The sequence below is a fragment of the Gordonia paraffinivorans NBRC 108238 genome, assembly GCF_000344155.1.
GTDB lineage: Bacteria > Actinomycetota > Actinomycetes > Mycobacteriales > Mycobacteriaceae > Gordonia > Gordonia paraffinivorans.
The window spans coordinates 1-25,011 of record NZ_BAOQ01000040.1 but is presented as its reverse complement, the minus strand read 5'-3'; the positions used below and the strand labels follow the sequence as shown (position 1 = coordinate 25,011).

21 protein-coding genes are annotated in these 25,011 nt (G+C 70.3%); 19 read left to right on the top strand and 2 right to left on the bottom strand.

What is annotated here, in order from left to right:
- Nucleotides 1–37: 37 nt before the first annotated feature.
- Together GP2_RS17870 and GP2_RS17865 are read right to left on the bottom strand one after the other, a co-directional pair.
- Nucleotides 38–364 carry a hypothetical protein gene (locus GP2_RS17870; RefSeq protein WP_040527389.1) on the bottom strand — a complete coding sequence of 109 codons (327 nt, stop codon included), beginning with the start codon at nt 362–364 and terminating at the stop codon, nt 38–40.
- 66 nt (nt 365–430) lie between these two features.
- On the bottom strand, nt 431–856 hold the full coding sequence (locus GP2_RS17865) for a DUF1844 domain-containing protein (protein WP_006901973.1): 426 nt from the start codon (nt 854–856) through the stop codon (nt 431–433).
- 271 nt (nt 857–1,127) lie between these two features.
- Between GP2_RS17865 and infC the strand changes: the two genes are divergently transcribed.
- The 19 genes from infC (at nt 1,128) to tyrS (ending at nt 24,739) form a co-directional block, all read left to right on the top strand.
- The gene (gene infC / locus GP2_RS17860; protein ID WP_165484379.1) at nt 1,128–1,787 is read left to right on the top strand and encodes a translation initiation factor IF-3; all 660 of its coding nucleotides are present in this window, start codon (nt 1,128–1,130) and stop codon (nt 1,785–1,787) included.
- Nucleotides 1,788–1,909: 122 nt separating this feature from the next.
- A complete protein-coding gene (rpmI, locus tag GP2_RS17855; RefSeq protein ID WP_006901971.1) occupies nt 1,910–2,104 on the top strand; it encodes a 50S ribosomal protein L35 in 195 nt (64 codons plus the stop codon).
- A 43-nt stretch (nt 2,105–2,147) separates the two neighbouring features.
- On the top strand, nt 2,148–2,528 hold the full coding sequence (gene rplT / locus GP2_RS17850; RefSeq protein WP_006901970.1) for a 50S ribosomal protein L20: 381 nt from the start codon (nt 2,148–2,150) through the stop codon (nt 2,526–2,528).
- 47 nt (nt 2,529–2,575) lie between these two features.
- Nucleotides 2,576–3,385, top strand: a complete 810-nt coding sequence (locus GP2_RS17845) for a TrmH family RNA methyltransferase (RefSeq protein WP_006901969.1) — start codon at nt 2,576–2,578, stop codon at nt 3,383–3,385.
- A 46-nt stretch (nt 3,386–3,431) separates the two neighbouring features.
- Nucleotides 3,432–5,885: a Tex family protein gene (locus GP2_RS17840; RefSeq protein ID WP_083900276.1), complete on the top strand. Its 2,454-nt coding sequence runs from the start codon at nt 3,432–3,434 to the stop codon at nt 5,883–5,885.
- Between the two features lie 144 nt (nt 5,886–6,029).
- Nucleotides 6,030–7,382, top strand: coding sequence for an acyltransferase family protein (locus tag GP2_RS17835; protein WP_006901966.1), 1,353 nt, complete (start codon nt 6,030–6,032; stop codon nt 7,380–7,382).
- Nucleotides 7,383–7,572: 190 nt separating this feature from the next.
- On the top strand, nt 7,573–8,625 hold the full coding sequence (gene pheS, locus GP2_RS17830) for a phenylalanine--tRNA ligase subunit alpha (protein WP_006901965.1): 1,053 nt from the start codon (nt 7,573–7,575) through the stop codon (nt 8,623–8,625).
- A gap of 57 nt (nt 8,626–8,682) precedes the next feature.
- A complete protein-coding gene (gene pheT / locus GP2_RS17825) occupies nt 8,683–11,154 on the top strand; it encodes a phenylalanine--tRNA ligase subunit beta (RefSeq protein ID WP_006901964.1) in 2,472 nt (823 codons plus the stop codon).
- Between the two features lie 107 nt (nt 11,155–11,261).
- Entirely contained in the window at nt 11,262–12,299 is a 1,038-nt protein-coding gene (gene argC, locus GP2_RS17820) for an N-acetyl-gamma-glutamyl-phosphate reductase (RefSeq protein WP_006901963.1), read from the top strand.
- Entirely contained in the window at nt 12,296–13,570 is a 1,275-nt protein-coding gene (argJ, locus tag GP2_RS17815; protein ID WP_006901962.1) for a bifunctional glutamate N-acetyltransferase/amino-acid acetyltransferase ArgJ, read from the top strand. The genes argC and argJ overlap by 4 nt, the downstream gene beginning before the upstream one ends.
- Nucleotides 13,567–14,517 (top strand): acetylglutamate kinase, encoded by a 951-nt coding sequence (gene argB, locus GP2_RS17810; protein ID WP_006901961.1) that lies wholly within the window; start codon nt 13,567–13,569, stop codon nt 14,515–14,517. Before argJ ends, argB begins: the two co-directional genes overlap by 4 nt.
- Nucleotides 14,514–15,719 (top strand): acetylornithine transaminase, encoded by a 1,206-nt coding sequence (locus GP2_RS17805; protein WP_006901960.1) that lies wholly within the window; start codon nt 14,514–14,516, stop codon nt 15,717–15,719. Before argB ends, GP2_RS17805 begins: the two co-directional genes overlap by 4 nt.
- Complete coding sequence (gene argF / locus GP2_RS17800; protein WP_006901959.1) at nt 15,716–16,639, top strand: ornithine carbamoyltransferase; 924 nt, start codon at nt 15,716–15,718, stop codon at nt 16,637–16,639. Before GP2_RS17805 ends, argF begins: the two co-directional genes overlap by 4 nt.
- A gap of 49 nt (nt 16,640–16,688) precedes the next feature.
- Nucleotides 16,689–17,225, top strand: coding sequence for an arginine repressor (locus GP2_RS17795; RefSeq protein ID WP_006901957.1), 537 nt, complete (start codon nt 16,689–16,691; stop codon nt 17,223–17,225).
- Between the two features lie 148 nt (nt 17,226–17,373).
- Nucleotides 17,374–18,573, top strand: a complete 1,200-nt coding sequence (locus GP2_RS17790; RefSeq protein WP_006901954.1) for an argininosuccinate synthase — start codon at nt 17,374–17,376, stop codon at nt 18,571–18,573.
- Complete coding sequence (gene argH, locus GP2_RS17785; RefSeq protein ID WP_006901953.1) at nt 18,570–20,021, top strand: argininosuccinate lyase; 1,452 nt, start codon at nt 18,570–18,572, stop codon at nt 20,019–20,021. The genes GP2_RS17790 and argH overlap by 4 nt, the downstream gene beginning before the upstream one ends.
- Nucleotides 20,022–20,105: 84 nt before the next feature.
- Complete coding sequence (locus tag GP2_RS17780) at nt 20,106–23,102, top strand: AMP-binding protein (RefSeq protein ID WP_006901952.1); 2,997 nt, start codon at nt 20,106–20,108, stop codon at nt 23,100–23,102.
- 5 nt (nt 23,103–23,107) lie between these two features.
- The gene (locus GP2_RS17775) at nt 23,108–23,323 is read left to right on the top strand and encodes a Trm112 family protein (RefSeq protein ID WP_006901951.1); all 216 of its coding nucleotides are present in this window, start codon (nt 23,108–23,110) and stop codon (nt 23,321–23,323) included.
- A gap of 78 nt (nt 23,324–23,401) precedes the next feature.
- Nucleotides 23,402–24,739, top strand: a complete 1,338-nt coding sequence (gene tyrS, locus GP2_RS17770; protein ID WP_006901950.1) for a tyrosine--tRNA ligase — start codon at nt 23,402–23,404, stop codon at nt 24,737–24,739.
- Nucleotides 24,740–25,011: the final 272 nt, after the last annotated feature.

Here is a 25,011-nt window from a genome sequence, read left to right as displayed (position 1 = left end):
GTGGCGATTCTGCTGAGACTCGGATGGCGCCGGCGGGCTACTTGCCCATCGACTTGCGGATCTCCTCGAGGCGCTTCTTGGCGGCCTCGTCGCGCTTGCGCACCATCTCGTCGACGCTCTGTCCCTCGGGCGTGGCCTCGGCGAGCTCCTGCGATCCGATGGCCGTCGTGATGCGGTTCTCGATTTTCTCCCGCACGTAGTCGAAGGTCGGGATGCCGCCCTCGGTGTAGTCCGGGTCCGGGAGAGAGCCCGGCAACGGGGCCCCGGTCACCCGGCCCGGCACGATCTCGGCGTCGATGATGTCGTCCGACGGGGTGCCCGCGGGCTGCGTGCCATCGGTGCCGGATTCTCCTGGGGTGGTCATACCGTCAGGGTAAGCGGTTTCGGCATGTGTCGTCGGCACGCTCGGCCCACCAGGTGAGGCCGAAACCTATTTCCTCGGCGCCCGGACCGGCCCGGTGTACTTCTCGCCGGGACCCTCGCCCGGCTCGTCGGGGTAGGCGCTGGCCTCGCGGAACGCCAGCTGCAGGCTCTTCAGGCCGTCGCGGATCGGCGCGGCGTGGATGCCGAGGTCGGCCTTCGAGGCGTCGACCAGGCCGGCGAGCGCGTTGATCAGGACCCGGGCCTCGGGGAGGTCGATCTTGTCCTCGGGGGTGCCCTCGGCCAGGCCGAGCTTCTCCGCCGAGGCGCTCATCAGCATCACGATGGACCGGGTGATCACCTCGATCGCCGGAATATCCTGCAGGTCGCGGACGTTCTCTGCCTCAGTGTGCGCCGCGTCTTCCGCGCCGGTGCCACTGCCCGTCGCACCCTTCTGGGGTTCCGGTGCTGGTGACGAATAGGAGTTCTCGGCCATGGCTGATAGACTCCCATAGCACGACCGCCCTGGTATGCGCCGGGGTCGTAAGTGGAGTTCCGCTCCCACCGTGTGACGCGAGTCCTCGCCAGTTGAGATCGCAGTTGCTCGGTCCGGTTCACGCCGACGGTCGCGACCACATCCTCGTCGATGTGTCGCACGACGTCGGCAGTCGCCACGCGAACGCGCGGCGATGCGAATCGGTCGGTATCGGAGCCCCGCGGACCTGTGTCCCGGGGCTCTCTTGCTGAGGGTTTCACACTCGGATCTCCTGCCTACGGCCCCCGCGCGACGACGCGACGGTTACCACTGCAGGATTGAACTAGGAGGCCCCATCAGCACTGAGACCCGCATCAACGAGCGCATCCGCGTCCCTGAGGTCCGACTCGTCGGACCCAACTCGGAGCAGGTGGGCATCGTGCGTGTTGAAGATGCGCTTCGCTTGGCCTACGAGGCCGACCTCGACCTGGTCGAGGTGGCCCCGGACGCCCGTCCGCCGGTCTGCAAGATCATGGACTACGGCAAGTTCAAGTACGAGGCGGCCCAGAAGCAGCGTGAAGCACGCCGCAATCAGCAGATGACCGTCATCAAGGAGCAGAAGCTCCGGCCCAAGATCGATGACCACGATTACGAGACCAAGAAGGGTCACGTCATCCGGTTCCTCAAGGACGGGTCCAAGGTGAAGGTCACGATCATGTTCCGCGGCCGTGAGCAGTCGCGTCCGGAACTCGGCTACCGGTTGCTGCAGCGCCTGGGCAACGACGTCGCCGACTACGGCTACGTCGAGACCGCAGCCAAGCAGGACGGTCGCAACATGACGATGGTCCTCGCCCCGCACAAGGGAGCGAAGACCCGCCAGAAGGCGCAAGAGAGCCGCGAACGTTCCGGCGGAGGCCAGAAGAAGGCCGACGCCCCCGCGGACGAGAGCTGAGCCGATCGGCCGGGCGGGGAGCACATGCCCCGCGCCGGCCGTGATCACGAGACGTGAACCCGGGATTCCAGCCGTAACTGGTCAGGTTCGGCTGCCCGCGTTCGCCCGACAGAAGGAAGAAAATGCCTAAGAGCAAGACCCACAAGGGCACCGCGAAGCGGTTCAAGGTGACCGGCAGCGGCAAGATCGTCCGCCAGAAGGCCAACCGCCGCCACCTCCTGGAGCACAAGCCCTCCAAGCGCACTCGTCGCCTCGACGGCACCACCGTCGTCAGCGACAACGACGCGCCGCGTATCAAGCGCCTGCTGAACCGCTGACGCGAGCGACCCCGGACATCTGACGAGCAAAAGGATCTAGAACATGGCACGCGTGAAAAGGGCCGTCAACGCCCAGAAGAAGCGTCGGACCACCCTCGAGGCCTCGAAGGGCTACCGCGGTCAGCGGTCGCGCCTGTACCGCAAGGCCAAGGAGCAGCAGCTCCACTCGCTGAACTACGCCTACCGGGACCGTCGTGCCCGCAAGGGTGAGTTCCGCAAGCTGTGGATCGCCCGCATCAACGCTGCGGCCCGCGCCAACGACATCACCTACAACCGCTTCATCCAGGGCCTGAAGGCCGCCGGTGTCGAGGTCGACCGCAAGGTCCTCGCCGACATCGCGGTGACCGATCCCGAGGCCTTCACCGGCCTGGTCGAGGTCGCCCGCAAGGCCCTGCCGGCCGACGTCAACGCCCCGGCTGCCTGATTGAGCAACACCGCACACGACCCGCGAGTCGCGCGGAGGATGTCCCGATGACGGAGATCCTGTCCGAGCGATCCTCGCGGGTCGTGTCGTTTGCCAAGCTCCACCGCGCCGCCGCCAGGCGCGAGCAGGGCCGATTCCTCGCCGAGGGATCGAACGCGGTGGAGACCGCCCTGGCCGTCGAGAAGGCGGAGACGGTGCTGGTGGCGGAAGAGCATCTCGATCGTCACCGCGCGATCGTCGAGACCGCCGAGGCCGGGGGAGTGCCGGTCCTGCTGATCTCCGGGCGTGCGGCGTCGAAACTGTCCGAGACCACCACACCGCCCGGCGTCTTCGCGGTGTGTCGGCTCCTGGACGCGTCGCTGGCCGACGTGCTCGCCGACGAGCCGCGTCTGCTGGCGATCGCGGTCGAGCCCCGTGAGCCCGGCAACGCCGGCACCCTGATCCGCTGCGCCGATGCGATGGGCGCCGACGCGGTGGTCCTGCTCGGCGACTCCGTCGACCCCCACAACGGCAAGTGCGTCCGCGCGAGCGCGGGGACGGTCTTCACCGTGCCGGTGGTGCGCGAGAGGCGGGTGGCCGAGGGTCTCGCGGCGATCGCGGCGTCGGGCATCACGCTGCTCGCCACGGCCGCCGACGGCGAGGTGAACCTCGACCACGCCGACGAGGTGCTCGCCGGCCGGATCGGCTGGCTGTTCGGCAACGAGGCCCACGGCCTGTCGCCGGAGGTCCAGCGCGTCGCCCACCACCGGGTGTCGATCCCCATCCGCGGCCGCGCGGAGAGCCTGAATGTGGCCGCCGCAGCGGCGATCTGCCTGTACGAGAGTGCGCGGATCCACAACGCGGTGGGTCGCGGCTGACAGCTGTCCGACGCGGCCGGTAGGGTCGGCGATCGTGTCAGAAACCGTGTCACCCGAGTCCGTGCCGTCAACCGAGTCCGCCTCGGCGTCCGCCCCCGTCGCCGGGGCGCAGCAGACAGAGACCCCCGCGACCCCTCAGACCGTTCCGGCCCCTGATCCGGCCGTGGTCAACGCCCGCGTCGCGGCGGCGATCGCCACCGAACTCAACGTCGGCGTCGGCCAGGTCCGTGCGGCGATCGAGCTGCTCGACGGCGGGTCGACGGTCCCGTTCGTCGCGCGCTACCGCAAGGAGGCGACCGGCGGCCTCGACGACGCCCAGCTGCGCACGCTCGAAGAGCGTCTCGCCTACCTTCGCGACCTCGAGGCCCGGCGCCAGGCCGTACGCGAGTCCATCGCCGCCCAGGGCAAGCTCGACGCCGAGCTCGACGCGCGCATCCTCGCCGCCGACACCAAGGCGCGGCTCGAGGACATCTACCTGCCCTACAAGCCCAAGCGGCGCACCAAGGCCCAGATCGCGCGCGAGGCCGGGCACGAGCCCGTCGCCGACGCACTGCTGTCGGATCCGAACACCGACCCGTCGACCTTCACCGCCGAGCAGCTCGACGGCGCCCGGGCGATCGCCGTGGAGCGCATCGCCGAGGACGCCGACCTCGTCGGCGAACTCCGTGAGCTGATGTGGCAGAAGGGTGTTCTGCGGACCGCCGTCCGTGAGGGCAAGGAGTCCGCGGGCGCCAAGTTCGCCGACTACTTCGAGTACTCCGAGCCGTTCACCACGATCCCGTCGCACCGCGTGCTCGCCGTGCTGCGCGGTGAGCGCGAGGAGATCCTGAGCGTCACCCTCGACCCCGATCCGGAGGCCGCCGAGCGCCCGGCCGGGCCCGGCATCTACGAGCAGCGCATCGCCGCCCGGTTCGGCATCTCCGATCAGGGGCGTCCCGCCGATCGCTGGCTCGCCGACACCGTGCGGTGGGCCTGGCGCACCAAACTCTTCGTCGGGCTGTCCATCGACATCCGCACCCGGTTGCGCCAGCAGGCGGAGGCCGACGCGGTCGCGGTGTTCGCGACCAACCTCAAGGACCTGCTGCTCGCCGCACCGGCCGGTGCGCGCACCACGATGGGCCTCGATCCCGGCCTCCGCACCGGCGTGAAGGTCGCGGTGGTCAACGAGACCGGCAAGGTCGTCGACACCGCCACCATCTACCCGCACGAACCGCGCCGGGACAAGGCCGGTGCGCTCGCCGTGCTCGGCGCGCTCGTGCAGAAGCACGGCGTCGAGCTGATCGCCATCGGCAACGGCACGGCCTCCCGAGAGACCGACGCGCTCGCGGGTGAACTCGTGGCCGCGATCAAGGCGGCGGGCAAGACCCCGCCCACGACGGTCGTCGTCTCCGAGGCCGGCGCGTCGGTGTACTCGGCGTCGGCGTACGCGTCCAAGGAGCTGCCCGACCTCGACGTGTCGTTGCGCGGCGCGGTGTCCATCGCCCGGCGCCTGCAGGATCCGCTCGCCGAGCTGGTGAAGATCGACCCGAAGTCGATCGGCGTGGGCCAGTACCAGCACGACGTGTCCGAGACGCTGCTCGCCCGGTCGCTGGGCGCGGTGGTCGAGGACGCGGTGAACGCGGTCGGCGTCGACGTCAACACCGCCTCGGTCCCGCTGCTCTCGCGCGTGTCGGGCATCACCCCGAGCCTGGCGGAGTCGATCGTGTCGTATCGGGATTCGAACGGGGCGTTCCGCAACCGCATGCAGATCACCGAGGTTCCGCGCCTGGGACCCAAGGCGTTCGAGCAGTGCGCGGGCTTCCTCCGGATCACCGACGGCGACAACCCGCTCGACGCATCGGCGGTGCACCCGGAGGCGTACCCGGTGGTGACCCGGATCCTGGAGAAGGTCGGCACCGACGTGCGTTCGCTCATCGGTGACACCGCCACGCTGACCAAGCTGCGTCCCGACGACTTCGTCGACGAGACCTTCGGTCGCCCGACCGTGGTCGACATCATCTCCGAGCTCGACAAGCCCGGCCGCGACCCGCGTCCCGAGTTCAAGACGGCGACCTTCGCCAGCGGCATCGAGAAGGTCTCCGACCTCGAGCCCGGCATGATCCTCGAGGGACAGGTCACCAACGTCGCCGCGTTCGGCGCGTTCGTCGACGTGGGCGTCCATCAGGACGGTCTCGTCCACGTGTCGGCGATGGCTCATCGCTTCGTCTCCGACCCGCACGAGATCGTCAAGTCCGGCGACATCGTGAAGGTCAAGGTCATGGAGGTCGACGTCGAGCGCCAGCGCATCGGCCTGTCCCTGCGCCTCGACGACGAGCCGGGCACGACCGGCAAGGGCGGGTCACGCCCGCCCCGCGGAGAAGGAAACCGCGGCGGCGGTCAGGGACGCCGCAACGACCAGCGCGGTCGTGGCCAGGGTCGGGGCGGCAACCGCAACGACCGTCGTCCGGCTCCCGGCGGCGCGATGGCCGATGCGCTCAAGCGCGCGGGTTTCGGCAACTGACGCACCGGATCCGACGAATCGCGGGACCGGGTCCCGGACTCGCGCGCACCGCGTCGCGACTTCGGGCCCGACCCGCGATTTTGCCGTCTGCGACCGAGTGATTCTGCTCAGGTCCGCGGTGAATCGGCCGGTCAGACTCGGTGGATGCGCACGATCACGCCCGTCTCGACCCGCCCGCGCGGCCTCCCGACGCCTCGCGAACTCGCCGCCCTCACCGGTGACCGCGACCGCTACATCGATCTCATCCGCATCGTCTCGTTGCTGGTCGTCGTCGCCGGTCACTCGATCATGCTCACGGTCGACCCCGCCGGGGACTCGATCCTTGTCGGCAACACTCTCGGCGAGATACCCGCACTGCAAGCCGCGACCTGGCTGTTGCAGGTCCTGCCGCTGTTCTTCTTCGCCGGAGCCGCCGCGTCGACGCACGCATGGAGGTCTCGTGCCGCCACCGACGCACCGAGTGCCGGACAGTGGCTGTTCGGTCGTGCCCAGCGCCTGCTCCGACCAGTGGTCTGGTATCTGAGCGCCGTGGTCGCCACGCTGGTGATCCTGGGGGGCACCGGTCACGACGCCGCGGTCGACGTCGTCGCCCGCCTGAGCGTGCAACTGCTCTGGTTCCTCGGAGCCTACCTGCTCGTTCTGGCCGTCGTCCCGTTCCTGCAGCGGGTCCGCACGACCGGCCACATCGCGATCGCGCTCGCTGCGTGCTGGGGGAGTACCGCGCTCGTCGACGCCGTTCGCCTGTCCGGCGGCCCGTCCTGGCTCGGCTATGCGGGCTTCCTCACCGTCTGGACTCTCCCCGCCGTGCTCGGCGTGGCCCACGCCAAGCGGATCCTGCGACCCGCGATCGCCGGGGTCGTCGCGGCGTGCGCGCTCGTCGTCGACATCTGCCTGGTCGTGTGGGGGCCGTACGAGATGTCGCTCGTGACGGTGCCGGGTCAGCAGCTGTCGAACATGAACCCGCCCAGCCTGCTGCTCGCCGGCCACGCGATCGTCCTCTGCGCCGGGGCGATCGCGCTGTGGGGCGTACTGGCCGGCATCGCCGACCGCCCGCGGGTCTGGTGGTGGGTCGTCCTCGGCAACCGGGGAGCGATGACCCTGTACCTGTGGCATCTGCCGGTTCTCGCCGCGATCGTCGCACTCGGCGCGGCGGCCGGATTCGACCGCGCCGACGCGCACAGCATGTCGTTCCCGATCGTCGTCGCGACGCAGACCGCGTTGCTGCTGATCCTGATGGTGCCGGTCCTCGTGCTGCTCTCCCCGCTGGAGAACAGGCCCCTTCCGTGGTGGGACGACCCCGTCGCCCGACGTGCGGGACGGGCTCGCGACGCGGCCCTGGTGTCGCTCGTGGTGGTCATCGGCATCGCGGTGCTGATGGTGGCGAGGTCCGGCCTCGTCGGCGACGGCCTGGTTTACCTGCTGATCGCCGCGGGCGGTGCACTCGGCGCCCGCTGCCTCGCGCTCGGCATCGACCCCGAGGCCCGCCCGCGGACGTAGAGCGCGTGCGGTCGCGCGCTGGTCACTCCTCCCTGCAGGTCAGGGCGAGGGGGCGGTCGACTACCCTCGATGGGAGTCATCGCCGTCGTCGACGGTGGTCCGGGAACGCAAAAAGCCAAGGTCCCGGGACCGCGTCGCGTGACGACGACGCAGTCCGTCCACCGACCCACGCATGAGGAGCTCGCCGACCGTGGCCACTTCCGCCGACGAAACGGTATTCCCTGGACCCGACGACCTCGAGGCGGCCGCCGCAGCGGCGATCGAGGCCTTCGAGGCGGCGGCCGATCTCGAGCAGCTCGCCGCGGCGAAGACGGCACACCTCGGGGACAAGTCACCGATCGCCCTGGCACGACGCGCGCTCGGCAGTCTTCCGAAGGAGCAGCGGTCCGAGGCGGGCAAGCTCGTCAACCAGGTCCGCGGGCGGGTCACCGCCGCACTCGAACTCCGCACCACGACCCTCGAGGCCGAACGCGACGCGGCGGTGCTGGTCGCCGAGGCGGTCGACGTCACGCTTCCCAGCGGCCGCCGCCCGGTCGGCGCGCGCCACCCGATCACCGTGATCGCCGAACAGGTCGCCGACGTCTTCGTCGGGATGGGCTGGGAGATCGCCGAGGGACCCGAGGTCGAGACCGAGCACCACAACTTCGACGCGCTGAACTTCCTGCCGGATCACCCGGCGCGGTCGATGCAGGACACCTTCTACATCGCCCCCGAGGGGTCCCGTCAGGTGCTGCGCACGCACACCTCGCCGGTGCAGGTGCGCTCCATGCTCGACCGCGAGCTCCCCATCTACGTCGCGTGCCCGGGCCGGACGTTCCGCACCGACGAACTCGACGCCACCCACACCCCGGTCTTCCACCAGATCGAGGGACTCGCCGTCGACAAGGGCCTCACGCTGGCCCACCTTCGCGGCACCCTGGAGACCTTCGCGCGCGCCCTCTTCGGGCCCGAGACCACCACGCGCATGCGCGCGTCCTACTTCCCGTTCACCGAGCCGTCGGCCGAGGTCGACGTCTGGTTCCCGGGCAAGAAGGGCGGGCCCGGCTGGGTCGAGTGGGGCGGCTGCGGCATGGTCAACCCGAACGTCCTGCGGGCCAGCGGGATCGACCCGGACGTCTACTCCGGCTTCGCCTTCGGCATGGGCCTCGAGCGCACGCTGCAGTTCCGCAACGACATCTCCGACATGCGCGACATGGTCGAGGGCGACATCCGGTTCACCCTGCCCTTCGGCCCGGCGGCCTGATCACCGGCGAGCACCCTCACAGACTTCTCCCGACGCGACGAAAGTAGTTGATAGACAGTGCGTGCACCTCAGTCCTGGTACACCGAGGTCCTGCGTTCCGGCGACCCCGAGTGGTCGGCCACCACGGAGGAGATCGACGCGGGCTTCGTCCGGGTCGGTTTCGAGATCGAGGACATCGAGAAGTTCCCGGAGATCACCGGCCCGCTGGTCGTCGGGCGGGTGGAGACCATCGAGGAGCTCACCGGCTTCAAGAAGCCGATCCGCTTCTGCACCGTCGAGGTGGGGGAGGAGCAGCCACGCGGCATCGTGTGCGGCGCACGCAATTTCGCCGAGGGTGACCTGGTCGTCGCCGCGCTGCCCGGAACCGTGCTGCCCGGTCCGTTCGAGATCGCCTCGCGCAAGACCTACGGCCGCGTCTCCGACGGCATGATCTGCTCGGTCTCCGAGCTGGGCATCGGCAACGACCACAGCGGCATCCTCGTGCTGGCGCCCGGCACCGCCGAACCCGGCGCCGACGCCCGCGAGGTGCTCGGCCTCGACGACGCGGCGATCGACGTGAACGTCACGCCGGACCGCGGGTACGCCTTCTCGATCCGCGGTCTCGGCCGCGAGCTCGCGAGCGCCTTCGAGGTGCCTTTCGTCGACCCGGCATCGGTCGTCGACGAGGTGAAGGCCGACGGCACGCCGTGGCCGGTCGCCATCGATTCCGACTCCGGCGCGACCCGCTACACCGCCCGCGTCATCACCGGCGTGAACCCGAAGGCCGTGTCCCCGTGGTGGATGCAGAAGCGACTCCTCGTCGCCGGCATCCGTCCGATCTCGGCGATCGTCGACGTCACCAACTACGTGATGATCGAACTCGGCCAGCCGCTGCACGCCTTCGACGCCGACCGCGTCTCCGGCACGGTGACCGTCCGCTCGGCGAAGCCGGGGGAGAAGCTGCGCACCCTCGACGACGTCGAGCGTGTGCTCGATCCCGAGGACGTCGTCATCGCCGACGAGACCGGCCCGATCGCGCTCGCGGGCGTGATGGGCGGCGCGGCCACCGAGGTCGGCGACGAGACCACGACCGTGCTGCTCGAGTCGGCCACCTTCGACCAGGTCCGCGTCTTCCGCACCGGCAAGCGACACAAGCTGACCTCGGAGGCGAGCAAGCGCTTCGAGCGCATCGTCGACCCTGAGGTGACGGCGGTCGCCTCCGACCGGGCGGCGCAGCTCATCGTCGAGATCGCCGGCGGCACCATCTCCTCGCCGCTGTCGGAGGCCCGCGTCGACACCCCGAAGCCGGTCGCCATCAGCATCCCCGCCGACGAACCCGACCGCGTCGCCGGCGTCACCTACCCGGCCGGCACCGCGGCCGCCCGCCTGCGAGAGGTCGGCTGCGAGGTCACCGGCTCCGACGTGCTCGAGGTGACCCCGCCGTCGTGGCGTCCGGACCTCAAGCAGCGCGCCGACCTCGTCGAGGAGGTGCTGCGCCTCGAGGGGCTCGAGGACATCCCGGCCGTGGTGCCCCGCGCACCCGGCGGCACCGGCCTCACCCCGAAGCAGCGTCGTCGCCGGAGCATCGGCCGCACGCTCGCACTCGACGGCTACGTCGAGGTGCTGCCGTACCCGTTCATGCCCGCCGGCGTGTTCGACCTCTGGGACCTCCCGGCCGACGACGAGCGTCGCCGCACCGTCAAGGTGCTCAACCCGCTGGAGGCCGATCGTCCCGAGCTCAACACGACGCTGCTGCCGGGCCTGCTCGAGATGGCCGCGCGCAACATCGCCCGCGGGCAGCGCGACCTCTCGCTGTACACGATCGGCCAGGTCGTCATCGCCGGTGACCAGGCAGCGCCCGTCCCGGCGCTCGACGTGACCCGCCGTCCGACCGAGGAGGAGATCGCCGCGCTCGACGCGTCGCTCCCGCACCAGCCGCTGCACGTCGGCGTGGTCCTCACCGGCCTGCGCGACCCCGCGGGCCACTGGGGTCTGGGACGCCCCGCCGATTATCTCGACGCCTTCGAGGCGGCCCGCACGATCGGCCGTGCGGCCGGTGTGACGATCGAGCTCACCGCCGACGACCACCGCCCGTGGCATCCCGGCCGCTGCGCGCGGCTGACCGTCGACGGTCGTACCGTCGGCCATGCGGGCGAGCTGCATCCCGCGGTCCTCGAGCGTGCGCATCTGCCCAAGCGGATGTGCGCGGTGGAGATCGACATCGACGCCCTGCCGCTCGACGTGGTCCTGCCCGCGCCGTCGGTGTCGGTGTTCCCGGCGGTTCTGCAGGACGTCAACGTCGTGGTCGCGAGGGACGTGCCGGCGGCCGAGGTGGAGAAGGCCCTGCGCGAGGGCGCCGGTGAACTCCTCGAGGAGATCTCGCTGTTCGACGTCTTCACCGGCGAGCAGGTCGGCGAGGGCAACAAGTCGCTGACGTTCTCCCTGCGGTTCCGCGCGGCCGACCGCACCCTGACCGAGGACGAGGCGAACGCCGCCAAGCTCGCCGCGGTCGACGCCGCCGCCGAGTGGGTGGGGGCGCGCCTGCGCTGACGCCACGCGCGTCAGCGCCGGGACGAGCAGGGCGCCTGCGTGGCGCGCGACTCGCCGACGGCCACCCCGCCGATGAATTGATTTGCATCGTTCTGCATAATGATTGCATGACGATCAAAGTGGCGGTGGCCGGCGCGAGCGGCTACGCGGGCGGTGAGATCCTCCGGCTTCTGTTGGGGCATCCCCGGCTGCGATCGGGTGAACTCGAGATCGGCGCGCTGACCGCAGGGGGCAACGCCGGCAGTGTGCTCGGCGTCCACCATCCGCACCTGTTGCCGCTGGCCGACCGGGTTCTCGAGGACACCTCGCCCGAGGTCCTCGCCGGTCACGACGTGGTCTTCCTGGGCCTGCCGCACGGCACGTCGGCCGTCATCGCCGACGCGCTGCCGCCGACGACCCTGATCATCGACTGCGGCGCGGACTTCCGGCTGCGGGACGCCGAGGACTGGGCCGCCTACTACGGCGGCGACCACGCGGGAACCTGGCCGTACGGCCTGCCCGAACTGCCGGGCAACCGGGAGGTCCTGAAGGACGCGAGCCGCATCGCCGTCCCGGGCTGTTACCCGACGGTGTCGATCCTGTCGCTGCTCCCGGCGTTCGCCGCGGGCCTCGTCGAGCCCCACGCGACCATCGTCGCCGTGAGCGGCACCTCGGGAGCCGGCCGGTCGCCGAAGGTCGATCTCCTCGCCTCCGAGGTGATCGGGTCGGCCCGCGCCTACGGCGTCGGCGGCGTGCACCGGCACACCCCGGAGATCGGGCAGGCGCTGTCGGCGGCGGCCAGCGAGCCGGTCAGCGTGTCGTTCACCCCGGTCCTCGCTCCGATGGCGCGCGGCATCCTCGCCACCTGCACCGCGCGGACCACCGCCACCAAGGCCGAGATCTGGGCCGTCTACAAGCAGGCCTACGCCGACGAGGAGTTCATCCACGTCCTGCCCGAGGACCGGCTGCCCGCAACGGGCTCGGTGATCGGCTCCAACGCCGTCCAGCTCGGCGTGACCGTCGACGAGCGCGCCGGGACCCTCGTGGTCGTCGGTGCCGTGGACAACCTGACCAAGGGGACCGGCGGCGCCGCGGTCCAGTCGATGAACCTGGCGCTGGGCTGGACCGAGAACGAAGGACTGAGCACCGTGGGAGTGGCACCGTGACGAGCAGCGAGCAGACGCCGACACCGTCGGCGTTCCCGGAACCCGACCGGATCGAGGGCGGCGCGCCCGGCGACCGGCCCCGCCTCGTCCGCGAACAGGGCGTGACCTCACCCCTCGGCTTCCGCGCCGCGGGAATCGCCGCCGGCATCAAGGCCTCCGGCGCCCCCGACCTCGCGCTGGTCTTCAACGAGGGACCCGACCACTCGGCGGCCGGCGTGTTCACCCGCAACCAGGTCAAGGCGGCGCCCGTCCTGTGGTCGCAGCAGGTGCTGACGACCGGCCGGCTGCGCGCGGTGATCCTGAACTCCGGCGGCGCGAACGCCTGCACCGGCCCGGGCGGCTTCCAGGACACCCACAAGACCGCCGAGGCCGTGGCCGAGGCACTGAGCAACTGGGGGACCGAAACCGGTGCGGTGGAGGTCGCGGTGTGCTCGACGGGCCTCATCGGCGACCGGCTGCCCATGGACAAGGTCCTGGCCGGCGTGACCGAGATCGTCCACGAGATGGCCGGCGGACTGTCCGGGGGCACCGACGCCGCGCACGCGATCATGACCACCGACACCAAGCCGAAGCAGGCCGCGCTGCACCACCCGCAGGGGTGGAACGTCGGCGGCATGGGCAAGGGCGCGGGCATGATGGCGCCCTCGCTGGCGACCATGCTCGTGGTGCTGACCACCGACGCCGCCGCCACGCCCGAGCAGCTCGACACCGCGTTGCGGCGCGCCACGGCGCGGACGTTCGACCGGCTCGACATCGACGGCTGCATCTCCACCAACGACACCGTGCTCCTGCTGAGTTCGGGTGCGAGTCAGATCCCGGTCGAGCAGGCCGACCTCGACGAGGCCGTGTTCGCGGTGTGTGACGACCTGGCCGCGCAGATGCAGGCCGACGCCGAGGGCGTCACCAAGCGCATTCGCATCACCGTCGCCGGCGCGCGCACCGAGGACGACGCGGTCGCCGTGGCACGGTGGGTCGCGCGCGACTCGCTGGTCAAGACGGCGCTGTTCGGCTCCGATCCCAACTGGGGCCGCGTCCTGGCCGCGGTCGGTGCGTCGCCGGTCCGGATCGATCCGGACCTGCTCTCGGTGTCGTTCAACGGTTCCCCGGTCTGCGAGAACGGATGTGGCGTCGCGGGTGCCCGCGAGGTCGACCTGGCCGGTCCCGACGTCGACGTGGTGGTCGATCTGAAGCTCGGCGACGCCTCGGCGTCGGTCCGGACGACGGACCTGTCGCACGCCTACGTCGAAGAGAACTCGGCGTACTCGTCATGAGCGGCGACGCATCGCAGGCCGGTGCCCCGAAGATCGATCCGGACGCCGGATTGGCCAAGGCGAGGGTCCTCGCCGAGGCGCTGCCGGCGCTCCAGGAACTCCACGGCGCGACGATCGTCGTCAAGTACGGCGGCAACGCCATGGTCGACGACGAGCTGAAGAAGGCCTTCGCCGCCGACATGGTGTTCCTGCGCGCCTGCGGCATGCACCCGGTCGTCGTGCACGGCGGCGGTCCGCAGATCTCGGCCATGCTGAAGAAGCTCGGCCTCCAGGGCGAGTTCAAGGGCGGATTCCGGGTGACCACGCCCGAGGTGATGGACGTCGCCCGGATGGTGCTGTTCGGTCAGGTGGGCCGCGAACTCGTCGGCCTCATCAACCGGCACGGCCCCTACGCGGTCGGCATCACCGGTGAGGACGCGCACTTGTTCACCGCGACCCGCCGCACCGTCATGGTCGACGGCGTCGCCACCGACATCGGACTCGTCGGCGACATCACCTCGGTGAACACCTCGGCGGTGCTCGATCTCGTCGCCGCCGGACGCATCCCGGTGATCTCGACGATCGCCCCCGACCGCGACGGCGTCGTGCACAACATCAACGCCGACACCGCGGCGGGCGCGATCGCAGAGGCGCTCGGCGCGACCCGGCTGGTGATGCTCACCGATGTCGAGGGCCTCTACACCGACTGGCCCGACCGCGGTTCGCTGGTGTCGCAGATCGACACCGACGCGCTCGCGGAGCTGCTGCCGTCGCTGGACTCCGGGATGATCCCGAAGATGGAGGCCTGCCTGCGCGCGGTGACCGGGGGAGTCGAACGCGCCCACGTCATCGACGGCCGCGTCGCCCATTCCGTGCTCGCCGAACTGCTGACCGAGAGTTCCACCGGCACCGCCGTCGTCGACCCCTCCGAGGCCGTCGCCGCGACCGGAACCGAGGAGGAGAAATGACCGCGCCCTTGCAGGAGCGCTGGGCCACCGCGCTCATGAAGAACTACGGCACCCCGCCGATCGCCCTGGTGGGCGGTTCGGGGCCGTACGTCACCGACGCCGACGGCAGGCGCTACCTCGACCTCCTCGGCGGCATCGCGGTCAACGCCCTCGGCCACGCCCACCCGGCGATCGTCGAGGCGGTCACCACCCAGCTGCAGACCCTCGGCCACGTGTCGAACCTCTACATCTCGCCTCCGGTCGTCGAGCTCGCCGAGAAGTTGCTCGACAGGTTCGGCCATCCCGGGCGGGTGTTCTTCTGCAACTCGGGCACCGAGGCCAACGAGGCCGCGTTCAAGCTCGCGCGGCGGACCGGTCGTCCCGAGATCGTGGCCGCGGAGAAGGCGTTCCACGGCCGCACCATGGGAGCGCTCGCGATGACCGGGCAGCCGACGAAGCGCGCCCCGTTCGAACCGATGCCGCCCGGCGTGCGCTTCGTGCCGTACGGCGACGTCGAGGCCCTCGACGCCGCGGTCACCGATCAGACCGCCGCGGTCATCCTCGAGCCGATCCTCGGCGAGGCCGGAGTGATCGTGCCGCCCGCCGACTACCTGGCCGCGGCCCGGCGGATCACCAGTGAGCGCGGCGCGCTGCTGATCCTCGACGAGGTGCAGACCGGGGTGGCCCGCACCGGCACCTTCTTCGCCCATCAGCAGGTCGGCGTCGTCCCCGACGTCATGACCCTGGCCAAGGGACTCGGCGGCGGCCTGCCGATCGGCGCGTGCATCGCCACCGGTCCGGCGGCCGAGCTGTTCGAACCCGGCCAGCACGGCACGACCTTCGGCGGCAATCCGGTCGCCGCCGCCGCGGCGCTCGCCTTGCTCGGCGTCATCGAGTCCGAGGGGCTCGTCGACCACGTCGCCGCCGTCGGCAAGTCGATCGCCGCCGGCATCGAGGACCTGCACCACCCGCTCGTGTCGCACGTGCGCGGAGCCGGCCTGCTGCTCGGCGTCGTGCTCACCGAGCCGGTGTCGGCCCACGTCGACGCGGCGGCCCGCGACGCCGGGTTCCTCATCAACGCCCCGGCGCCCGACGTCCTGCGGCTCGCGCCGCCGCTGATCGTCACCGAGGAGCAGGCGGAGAGCTTCGTGCAGGCATTGCCGGGCATCCTCGACGCAGCCAAAAACAGAGCGACGCAACAGAACCAGGGGGACCAGCAATGACGCGTCACTTCCTCCGCGACGACGACCTCACCCCGGCAGAACAGGCCGAGGTGCTGGCGCTCGCCGCCGAGGTCAAGGCCAACCCGTTCAAGTACCGGCCCCTCGAGGGCCCGCGCGGGGTCGGCGTGATCTTCGACAAGAACTCGACGCGTACCCGGTTCTCGTTCGAGGTGGGCATCGCCCAGCTCGGCGGCCACGCCGTGGTCGTCGACGGGCGCACCACCCAGCTCGGCCGTGAGGAGACCCTCGCCGACACCGGCCGCGTGCTCTCCCGTTTCGTCGACGCGGTGGTGTGGCGGACCTTCGGCCAGGAGCGCCTGGAGGAACTGTCCTCGGCGGCGACGATCCCGGTCGTCAACGCGCTGTCCGACGAGTTCCACCCGTGCCAGGTGCTCGCCGATCTCCAGACGATCATCGAGCACAAGGGCTCGGCCGCCGGCCTGCGGATGACCTACCTGGGCGACGGCGCCAACAACATGGCCCACTCGCTGGCGCTCGGCGGCGTGACCGCCGGGATGCACGTCACCATCAGCGCACCCGAGGGCTTCCGGCCGGATCCGGCGATCATCGCCGACACCGAGCGTCGCGCCGCCGAGACCGGCGGCTCGGTGAGCCTCGTGGCCGACCCGGTCGCCGCGGTCACCGGCGCCGACGTCCTCGTCACCGACACCTGGGTGTCCATGGGCCAGGAGGACGACGGCAAGGACCGCAAGGCGCCTTTCCTGCCGTACCAGATCAACGACGAGTTGCTCGGACACGCCGCCGACGACGCGATCGTGCTGCACTGCCTTCCGGCCCACCGGGGCGACGAGATCACCGAGTCGGTCATCGACGGCCCGAGGTCGGTGGTGTTCGACGAGGCGGAGAACAGGCTGCACGCGCAGAAGGCGCTCCTCATCTGGCTGCTCGCGCACCAGTGAGGACCGGGCGAGACCACGACAGCCGACGACGAGTGACACAGGACGAGAGATGACCGCCGGAGCCGAACCACGCGGAACCGCGTCGAGCGGGGCCGAGCATTCGGAGACCCGCCTCGCCGCGACCCGTGCGGGCCGGCACGCGCGGATCGTCGAGATCCTGGCGACCCATCGGGTGCGGAGCCAGACCGAACTGCAGCGCCTGCTCGCCGAGGAGGGCATCGAGGCCACCCAGGCCACGCTCTCCCGTGACCTCGACGAACTCGGCGCGGTCAAGCTCCGCGCCGCCGACGGCGGGGCCGGCGTGTACGTCGTGCCCGAGGACGGCACCCCCGTCCGCGGGGTGTCCGGCGGCACCGACCGCCTCGCCCGACTCGTGACCGACCTGCTGGTCTCGACCGACAGCAGCGGCAACCTCGCGGTGCTGCGCACGCCCCCGGGCGCGGCGCACTACCTGGCAGCGGCCCTGGACCGGGCGCGGTTGCCCGACGTGGTGGGCACGATCGCCGGTGACGACACGATCCTCGTCGTCGCCCGCGAGCCGCTCACGGGCGCCGAACTCGCACGACGGATCGAGGGACTCGTGTAGCCGCCCCGGCCCGCAATCAGCACCAGAGAGAGACCCACAGCACAAGAACCGAACCGAGCACGCCGCGAACCGAGACCCGGGCGGCGTGGCCGGAACCCCGGGGCCGATGATGGACTCGGGTCATCGCTTAGAACAGGAGCTTCACCTCATGGCAGAACGTGTCGTACTCGCATACTCCGGCGGCCTGGACACCTCGGTCGCGATCAGCTGGATCCAGAAGGAGACCGGCAAAGAGGTCGTCGCCGTCGCCCTCGACCTCGGGCAGGGCGGCGAGGACATGGAGGTCGTCCGCCAGCGTGCTCTCGACTGCGGCGCCGTCGAGGCCGTCGTGGTCGACGCCCGCGACGAGTTCGCCGACGAGTACTGCCTGCCGGCCATCACCTCCAACGCCCTGTACATGGACCGCTACCCGCTGGTCTCGGCGCTGTCGCGCCCGCTGATCGCCAAGCACCTGGTGACCGCGGCCCGCGATCACGGCGGCACCGTCGTCGCGCACGGCTGCACCGGCAAGGGCAACGACCAGGTCCGGTTCGAGGTCGGCTTCGCCAGCCTCGCACCCGATCTGGAGGTCATCGCCCCGGTCCGCGACTACGCCTGGACCCGCGAGAAGGCGATCAAGTTCGCCGAGGAGAACGGGATCCCGATCACCGTCACCAAGAAGTCCCCGTTCTCGATCGACCAGAACGTGTGGGGCCGCGCGGTCGAGACCGGCTTCCTCGAGGACCTGTGGAACGCGCCGACCAAGGACGTCTACAGCTACACCGAGGACCCGACCGTCAACTGGAACTCGCCCGACGAGGTCATCATCGGCTTCGACAAGGGTCGTCCGGTCAGTATCGACGGCCGTCCGGTCTCCGTGCTGCAGGCCATCGAGGAGCTCAACCGCCGCGCCGGTGCGCAGGGCGTCGGCCGGCTCGACGTGGTCGAGGACCGTCTCGTCGGCATCAAGAGCCGCGAGGTCTACGAGGCCCCGGGCGCCATGGTGCTCATCCGCGCCCACGAGGAGCTCGAGCACGTCACCCTCGAACGCGAGCTGGGACGCTACAAGCGCGGCACCGACCGCAAGTGGGCCGAGCTGGTCTACGACGGCCTGTGGTTCTCGCCGCTGAAGCGTTCGCTCGACGCCTTCGTCGAGTCGACCCAGGAGCACGTGTCGGGTGAGATCCGCCTGGTCCTGCACGGCGGCAACATCATCCCGAACGGCCGCCGCAGCTCGGAGTCGCTGTACGACTTCAACCTGGCGACCTACGACGAGGGCGACACCTTCGACCAGTCGGCGGCCCGCGGCTTCGTCGAGCTGCACGGCCTGTCGTCGAAGATCGCGGCGAAGCGGGACCTGAATCTGTGAGTGGCGAGCAGACCGGCGGGACGACCAACGAGGGCTCGCTGTGGGGCGGCCGGTTCGCCGGCGGCCCCGCCGCCGCCATGGCGGCCCTGAGCAAGTCGACCCACTTCGACTGGGCCCTCGCCCCGTTCGACATCCAGGCGTCCAAGGCCCATGCCCGCGTGCTCAACCGGGCGGGGCTGCTGACCGATGACGATCTCGCGGCGATGCTCGAGGGTCTCGACCGTCTCGCCGCCGACGTCGCAGACGGCACGTTCGTGCCGGCCGAATCCGACGAGGACGTGCACGGCGCGCTCGAGCGCGGCCTCATCGAACGAGTGGGCCCCGAGCTCGGCGGCCGGCTGCGTGCCGGCCGGTCGCGCAACGACCAGGTGGCCACCCTGTTCCGGATGTGGCTGCGGTCGGCGATGCAGCGGGTCGCACTCGGCGTGCTCGACGTGGTGGACGCGCTCACCGCCCAGGCGGCGGCGCACCCCGACGCGATCATGCCGGGCAAGACCCATCTCCAGGCGGCGCAGCCGGTCATGCTGGGGCATCACCTGCTGGCGCACGCGCAGCCGCTGCTCCGCGACATCGACCGGCTCGCCGACGCCGACCGCCGTACCGCGGTGTCGCCGTACGGCTCCGGCGCTCTCGCCGGTTCGTCGCTCGGGCTCGACCCGGCCGCGATCGCGGCCGACCTCGGGTTCGACGCGCCGGCCGAGAACTCCATCGACGCCACCTCCTCGCGTGACTTCGCGGCCGAGGCCGCGTTCGTCTTCGCGATGATCGCGGTCGACCTGTCGCGGTTGTCCGAAGAGGTGATCATCTGGAGCACACCGGAATTCGGCTACGTCACGCTCGCCGACGCCTGGTCGACGGGCAGCTCGATCATGCCGCAGAAGAAGAACCCCGACGTCGCCGAGCTCATGCGCGGCAAGGCCGGGCGGCTCATCGGTGACCTCACCGGCCTGCTGGCGACCCTCAAGGCCCAGCCGCTGGCCTACAACCGTGATCTGCAGGAGGACAAGGAGCCGGTCTTCGACGCCGTCGCCCAGCTCGAACTCCTCCTGCCGGCGGTGACCGGCCTGGTGGCCACGCTCGAGTTCCACACCGACCGGATGGAGGAGCTGGCCCCGGCCGGCTTCACCCTGGCCACCGACATCGCCGAGTGGATGGTCCGGCAGGGCGTGCCGTTCCGCGTCGCCCACGAGGTGGCCGGGGCGTGCGTGCGGGAGGCGGAGTCGCGCGGCGTCGGCCTCGACGAGCTCGACGACGAGACCCTCGCCGGGATCAACCCGGCACTCACGCCGGCCGTCCGCGAGGTGCTCACGGTCCGTGGTTCGGTGGAGTCGCGCAACGCGCACGGCGGCACCGCGCCCGAGCAGGTGCGCCGTCAGATCGAGGTCGTCTCGGCCTGCTCCGCCGATCTCCGGACACGGTGGTCCGCGGGCTTCGGGGGACGCAACTGAACAGCTGCCCGGATGGGTAGAGTGAGCTTGGTCACCGCTGCGTCGGTGACTGTGTCTCGGTGACGACGGGAGGGAATCGACGCGATGGTGTCTTGGGAGGGGCTCCCGGATCTCGGCGGGGTGGTCGACCGAGTGCTGGCGACCGCGCAGAACGGGCTCGAGGTGCTGCGCTACGGCGGCCTCGAGACCGGTACCGAGCCGGCTCCGTTCGCGGTGGTGGAGACCCGCAGGATGTTCAAGCTGCGCCGGTACTTCCCCGATGAGCCGTCGACCGGGCCGAACATCGTGCTCGTGCCGCCGATGATGGTGTCGGCCAACGTCTACGACGTGACCGAGCACAACGGCGCCGTGTCCATCCTGCACCGCAACGGGATCACCCCGTGGGTCGTCGACTTCGGCTCGCCCGAGCGGGAGGAAGGCGGGCTCGAGCGCACGCTCGCCGATCACGTGGTGGCCGTCAGCGAGGCCATCGACCTGATCGTCGAGGCGACCGGCCAGGACATCCACCTCGGCGGGTACTCCCAGGGAGGCATGTTCGCCTACCAGACCGCGGCATACCGGAGTTCGAAGAACATCGCCAGCGTCATCACCTTCGGCAGCCCGGTCGACGTGCTTGCGGCGTTGCCGCTGGGCATGCCCGCAGGGCTCGTCGCGCCGGCCGCGGAGTTCCTCGCCGAGCGCTCGTTCACGCAGAACCTGTGGGTCCGGGATTGGATGGCGCGCACCGGTTTCCAACTGCTCGACCCGGTCAAGACGATCCGCAGCCGGATCGACTTCCTCCGCCGGCTCCACGACCGCGAGGCACTGCTCACCCGCGAGGACCAGCGCCGGTTCCTCGAGGCGGACGGCTGGGTCGCGTGGTCGGGTCCGGCCATCGCCGAGCTGCTCCGTCAGTTCGTCGCCCACAACCGCATGGTCTCGGGCGGTTTCGTCATCAACGGCGACCTGGTGTCGCTGACCGAGATCACCTGCCCGGTCCTCGCGTTCGTGGGTGAGGCCGACGACATCGGCCAGCCCACCGCGGTGCGCGGCATCGTGAAGGCGGCCCCCGACGCCGAGGTCTACGAGTCCACCCTGCCGGTCGGCCACTTCGGCCTGGTGGTGGGTTCCACTGCCGGCCAACACACCTGGCCCACGGTGGCCGACTGGGTGACCTGGCTGTCGGCCGACGGTCCCCGTCCCGACCTCATCCGCGAGATGGAGTACGTGGAGAGCGGACACGGCGGCGGCGTCAGCCTGTCCTCGCGCATCACCCACGGCGTGGGCGCGGTCGCCGACGCCGGCTCGGCGTACTCCCGCGAGATCCTCGGCCTCCTCAACTCCTTCCAGCGCACGTCGATCGCCGTCGCATCGGAGTCGGTGCGGACGGTCCCACGGCTCCTGCGCCTCGGCCAGATCCAGAGCGGCACGCGGATCTCGCTGTCGAAGCTGATGGCCGAGAACACGCGCAAGCACGGCGAGAACGAGCTGTTCCTGTTCGAGAACCGCGTGCTCACGCACAGCCAGGTCGACGCCCGGATCAACAACGTCGTCGCCGGCCTCGTGGAGTGCGGCATCCGGCCGGGCCAGCACATCGGCGTCCTGATGGACACGCGCCCGAGCGCCCTGGTCGTGATCGCGGCACTGTCCCGCCTGGGCGCGGTTGCGGTGCTCCTCGCCGCCGACGCGGACGTGCGCGAGATGATGCTGCTGGCCGACAGCTCGGTCATCGTCACCGACCCGAACAACCTCGACCTCGCGACCGCGGCGTCGGATCGGGTTCTCGTCCTCGGCGGCGGCAGCGGCGACAGCCGCTCGATCGAGGGGGCCGACGGCGACACGATCATCGACATGGAGCAGATCGACCCGGATCAGGTCGAGATGCCGAGCTGGTACCGCCCCGATCCGGGACTCGCGGGCGATCTGGCGTTCATCCTGTTCAGCCGCTCCAAGGGCAAGCTCGTGCCGTGGCCGGTCACCAACCACCGGTTCGCGATGTCGGCGTTCGGCGCGGCGTCGGCGGCCGCACTCACCGACCACGACACCGTGTACTGCCTGCCGCCGCTGCACCATGCGTCGGGACTGCTCACCACCCTGGGCGCGACGGTCGTCGGCCGGTCGCGCATCGCGCTGTCCAACGGCATCGACCCGGAGACGTTCTCCACCGAGGTGCGCCGCTACGGCGTGACCGTGGTGTCGTACACGTGGTCGATGCTCGCGCAGGTGGTCCGCGACCCGGCCTTCCGGATCAACCAGCACAACCCGATCCGGCTCTTCATGGGTTCGGGCATGTCGGGCGGACTCTGGGAGGACGTGTGCAAGAGTTTCCCGCGCGCCCGGATCCTCGAGTTCTTCGCCACCGCAGACGGTTCGGCGATCCTGGCCAACGTCACCGGCGAGAAGCTCTCCTCGGTCGGACGTCCGCTCCCCGAGACCAACCCGGTCGAGGTCGCCGCCTACGACATCATGCGCGACCAGCTCCTCATCGACGAGCACGGCTACGTCCGGCGCGCGGAGGTGGGCGAGCCCGGCCTGCTGCTCGCCAAGGCGCGGCACAAGTTCGACGTCAACGGGACGGTGCTGCGCGACGTGTTCGCCGCCCGCGACCGCTGGGAGGTGTCGGGCCACCTGTTCGTCCGCGATGCCGACGGCGACCTGTTCTTCCTCGGGTCCGTCGATCGCGTCATCAAGGCCGAGACGGGGCCGATCTTCATCCCGACCATCAACCACGCGTTGTCGCGGGTGACGGGAATCGACAAGGTCGTCACCTACGGGATCGGTGAGCCGGGGCACCAGATCGCCATCGCGGCGGTGACCCTGCGCCCCGGCGTCAAGGCCGACTCGCTGACGGCCACTCAGCTGCGCGTCGCGCTCGGCGAGTTCCCGTCCGTGCTGCGACCGCACCTGATCCGCGTGGTGGACGAGATCCCGCTCTCGGCGTCGTTCCGGCCGTTGAGCACGGTGTTGCTCGCCGAGGGACTGCCGAAGCCCGGGCCGCGGATCTGGTACCGCGACGAGGAGGGCCGGTACCGGCGCTACACGAGGACCGCCGCCGCCAAGCTGGACTGGGCGGCTGCGCCGGTCGACGATGCCATAGGCTGATCCGCGTGACATCACGAGCTGAGGCCATCGATCCGATCGTCCGCGAGCGGCTGGCCTGTCCGCAGGACCACGGCCCGCTGATCGACGCCGGCGACGAGCTCTACAACCCGCGCCTGCGCGTCGCCTACCGCATCGACACCGACGGCATCCCGGTCATGCTGATCGACGAGGCACGCAAGGTCGACGACGCCGAGCACGAGCGCCTGGTCTCCGGGCAGTAGGCGGCTCCCGGGAGCCGCACGCGGTCATCTCGGTCACCTCTCACACGCCCCGATCTGGGTGGATGACAAGATCGAAGGGTGAGTGCTGAGACTGAGGGAACCGCCAACACGACCGAGCCGGGTGTCGACACCGCCTCTGCGAAGGCAGGCCCGACCGACATCCTCGACGAACTCCAGTGGCGAGGCCTGATCGCGCAGTCCACCGATCTCGACGCGTTGCGCGCAGAGATGGCCAAGGGGCCGATCACGTTGTACGCGGGTTTCGACCCGACGGCGTCGAGCCTGCACGCAGGTCACCTCGTGCCGCTGCTGACGCTCAAGCGGTTCCAGCTCGCCGGCCATCGGCCCATCGTTCTCGCCGGCGGCGCCACCGGTCTGATCGGTGATCCCCGAGAGGTGGGGGAGCGCACCATGAACGCACCGGACACGGTCGCGGAGTGGGCGAGTCGGATCGACGCCCAGCTGCGCCGGTTCGTCGACATCGACGATTCGCCCACCGGCGCGGTCGTCGTCAACAACCTCGACTGGACCGGGAAGATGACCGCCATCGAGTTCCTGCGGGACCTCGGCAAGCACTTCTCGGTGAACGTCATGCTGGCCCGCGACACGGTGAAGCGTCGCCTCGAGGGCGACGGCATCAGTTACGCCGAGTTCAGCTACCTCCTCCTGCAGTCGAACGACTTCGTCGAGCTCAACCGCCGCTACGGCTGTGTGCTGCAGATCGGCGGATCCGATCAGTGGGGCAACATCATCGGCGGCGTCGACCTGGGTCGTCGTCTCGACGGCGTCTCGCTGCATGCGCTCACCGTTCCGCTGGTCACCTCCTCGGACGGCAAGAAGTTCGGCAAGTCGACCGGCGGCGGGAGCCTCTGGCTCGATCCCGAGCTCACCAGCCCCTACGCCTGGTACCAGTACTTCGTGAACACCGCCGATGCCGATGTCATCCGCTACCTGCGGTGGTTCACCTTCCTCGGTCGTGAGGAGATCGCGGAGCTCGAGCAGGCCACCGCGGACAAGCCGCACCTGCGTCTCGCCCAGAAGCGGCTGGCCGCCGAGATGACCACGCTCATCCACGGAGAGGCCAACACCCGGGCCGTCGAACTGGCCAGCCAGGCGTTGTTCGGACGTGCCGACATCACCGAGCTGGACGAGGCGACCCTCGCAGCCGCCGTGGGGGAGACCGTTGTCGCCGAGTTCTCCGAGCGCCCGACGATCATCCAGCTCCTCGTCGAGACCAAGCTCGCCGACAGCAACAAGGCTGCGCGGCGGACGGTTTCCGAGGGCGGCGCCTACGTGAACAACACCAAGATCACCGATCCCGAGTGGCAGCCGGCCGACGCCGACCTGCTCCACGGCCGGTGGCTGGTGGTGCGCCGCGGCAAGAAGAACTTCGCGGGTGCCAAGTTAAGCCTCTGACCAGGCGATTTGACGTGGTGTTCGCGCCTGTGTAACTTAATCGACGCACCGCAGAGAGCAACGCCCCCGGGGCCGAGAGGGCCGGGGAGGCAAAAGTGCCCGGGCCACTCGCTCGGGCCGCCTGTGCGGTGCCACTCCCGAGAACAAGAGCGTGAGAATATCGCGCTCTGGGAGAGCTCTTCGGAGCCGGCCTCCTCACGGAGGACGTCCGTTGGGTGTGTGTTCTTTGAGAACTCGATAGTGTGATGATGGATTGTTTGATGCCGTTTTTT

Coding starts and splice junctions, on each gene's coding strand:
- GP2_RS17870 (WP_040527389.1), bottom strand. CDS start 364: ATGACCACCCCAGGAGAATCCGGCACCGATGGCACGCAGCCCGCGGGC.
- GP2_RS17835 (WP_006901966.1), top strand. CDS start 6,030: ATGCGCACGATCACGCCCGTCTCGACCCGCCCGCGCGGCCTCCCGACG.
- GP2_RS17865 (WP_006901973.1), bottom strand. CDS start 856: ATGGCCGAGAACTCCTATTCGTCACCAGCACCGGAACCCCAGAAGGGT.
- argF (WP_006901959.1), top strand. CDS start 15,716: ATGACGCGTCACTTCCTCCGCGACGACGACCTCACCCCGGCAGAACAG.
- argC (WP_006901963.1), top strand. CDS start 11,262: ATGACGATCAAAGTGGCGGTGGCCGGCGCGAGCGGCTACGCGGGCGGT.
- GP2_RS17780 (WP_006901952.1), top strand. CDS start 20,106: ATGGTGTCTTGGGAGGGGCTCCCGGATCTCGGCGGGGTGGTCGACCGA.
- argB (WP_006901961.1), top strand. CDS start 13,567: ATGAGCGGCGACGCATCGCAGGCCGGTGCCCCGAAGATCGATCCGGAC.
- GP2_RS17805 (WP_006901960.1), top strand. CDS start 14,514: ATGACCGCGCCCTTGCAGGAGCGCTGGGCCACCGCGCTCATGAAGAAC.
- GP2_RS17790 (WP_006901954.1), top strand. CDS start 17,374: ATGGCAGAACGTGTCGTACTCGCATACTCCGGCGGCCTGGACACCTCG.
- rpmI (WP_006901971.1), top strand. CDS start 1,910: ATGCCTAAGAGCAAGACCCACAAGGGCACCGCGAAGCGGTTCAAGGTG.
- GP2_RS17795 (WP_006901957.1), top strand. CDS start 16,689: ATGACCGCCGGAGCCGAACCACGCGGAACCGCGTCGAGCGGGGCCGAG.
- rplT (WP_006901970.1), top strand. CDS start 2,148: ATGGCACGCGTGAAAAGGGCCGTCAACGCCCAGAAGAAGCGTCGGACC.
- GP2_RS17845 (WP_006901969.1), top strand. CDS start 2,576: ATGACGGAGATCCTGTCCGAGCGATCCTCGCGGGTCGTGTCGTTTGCC.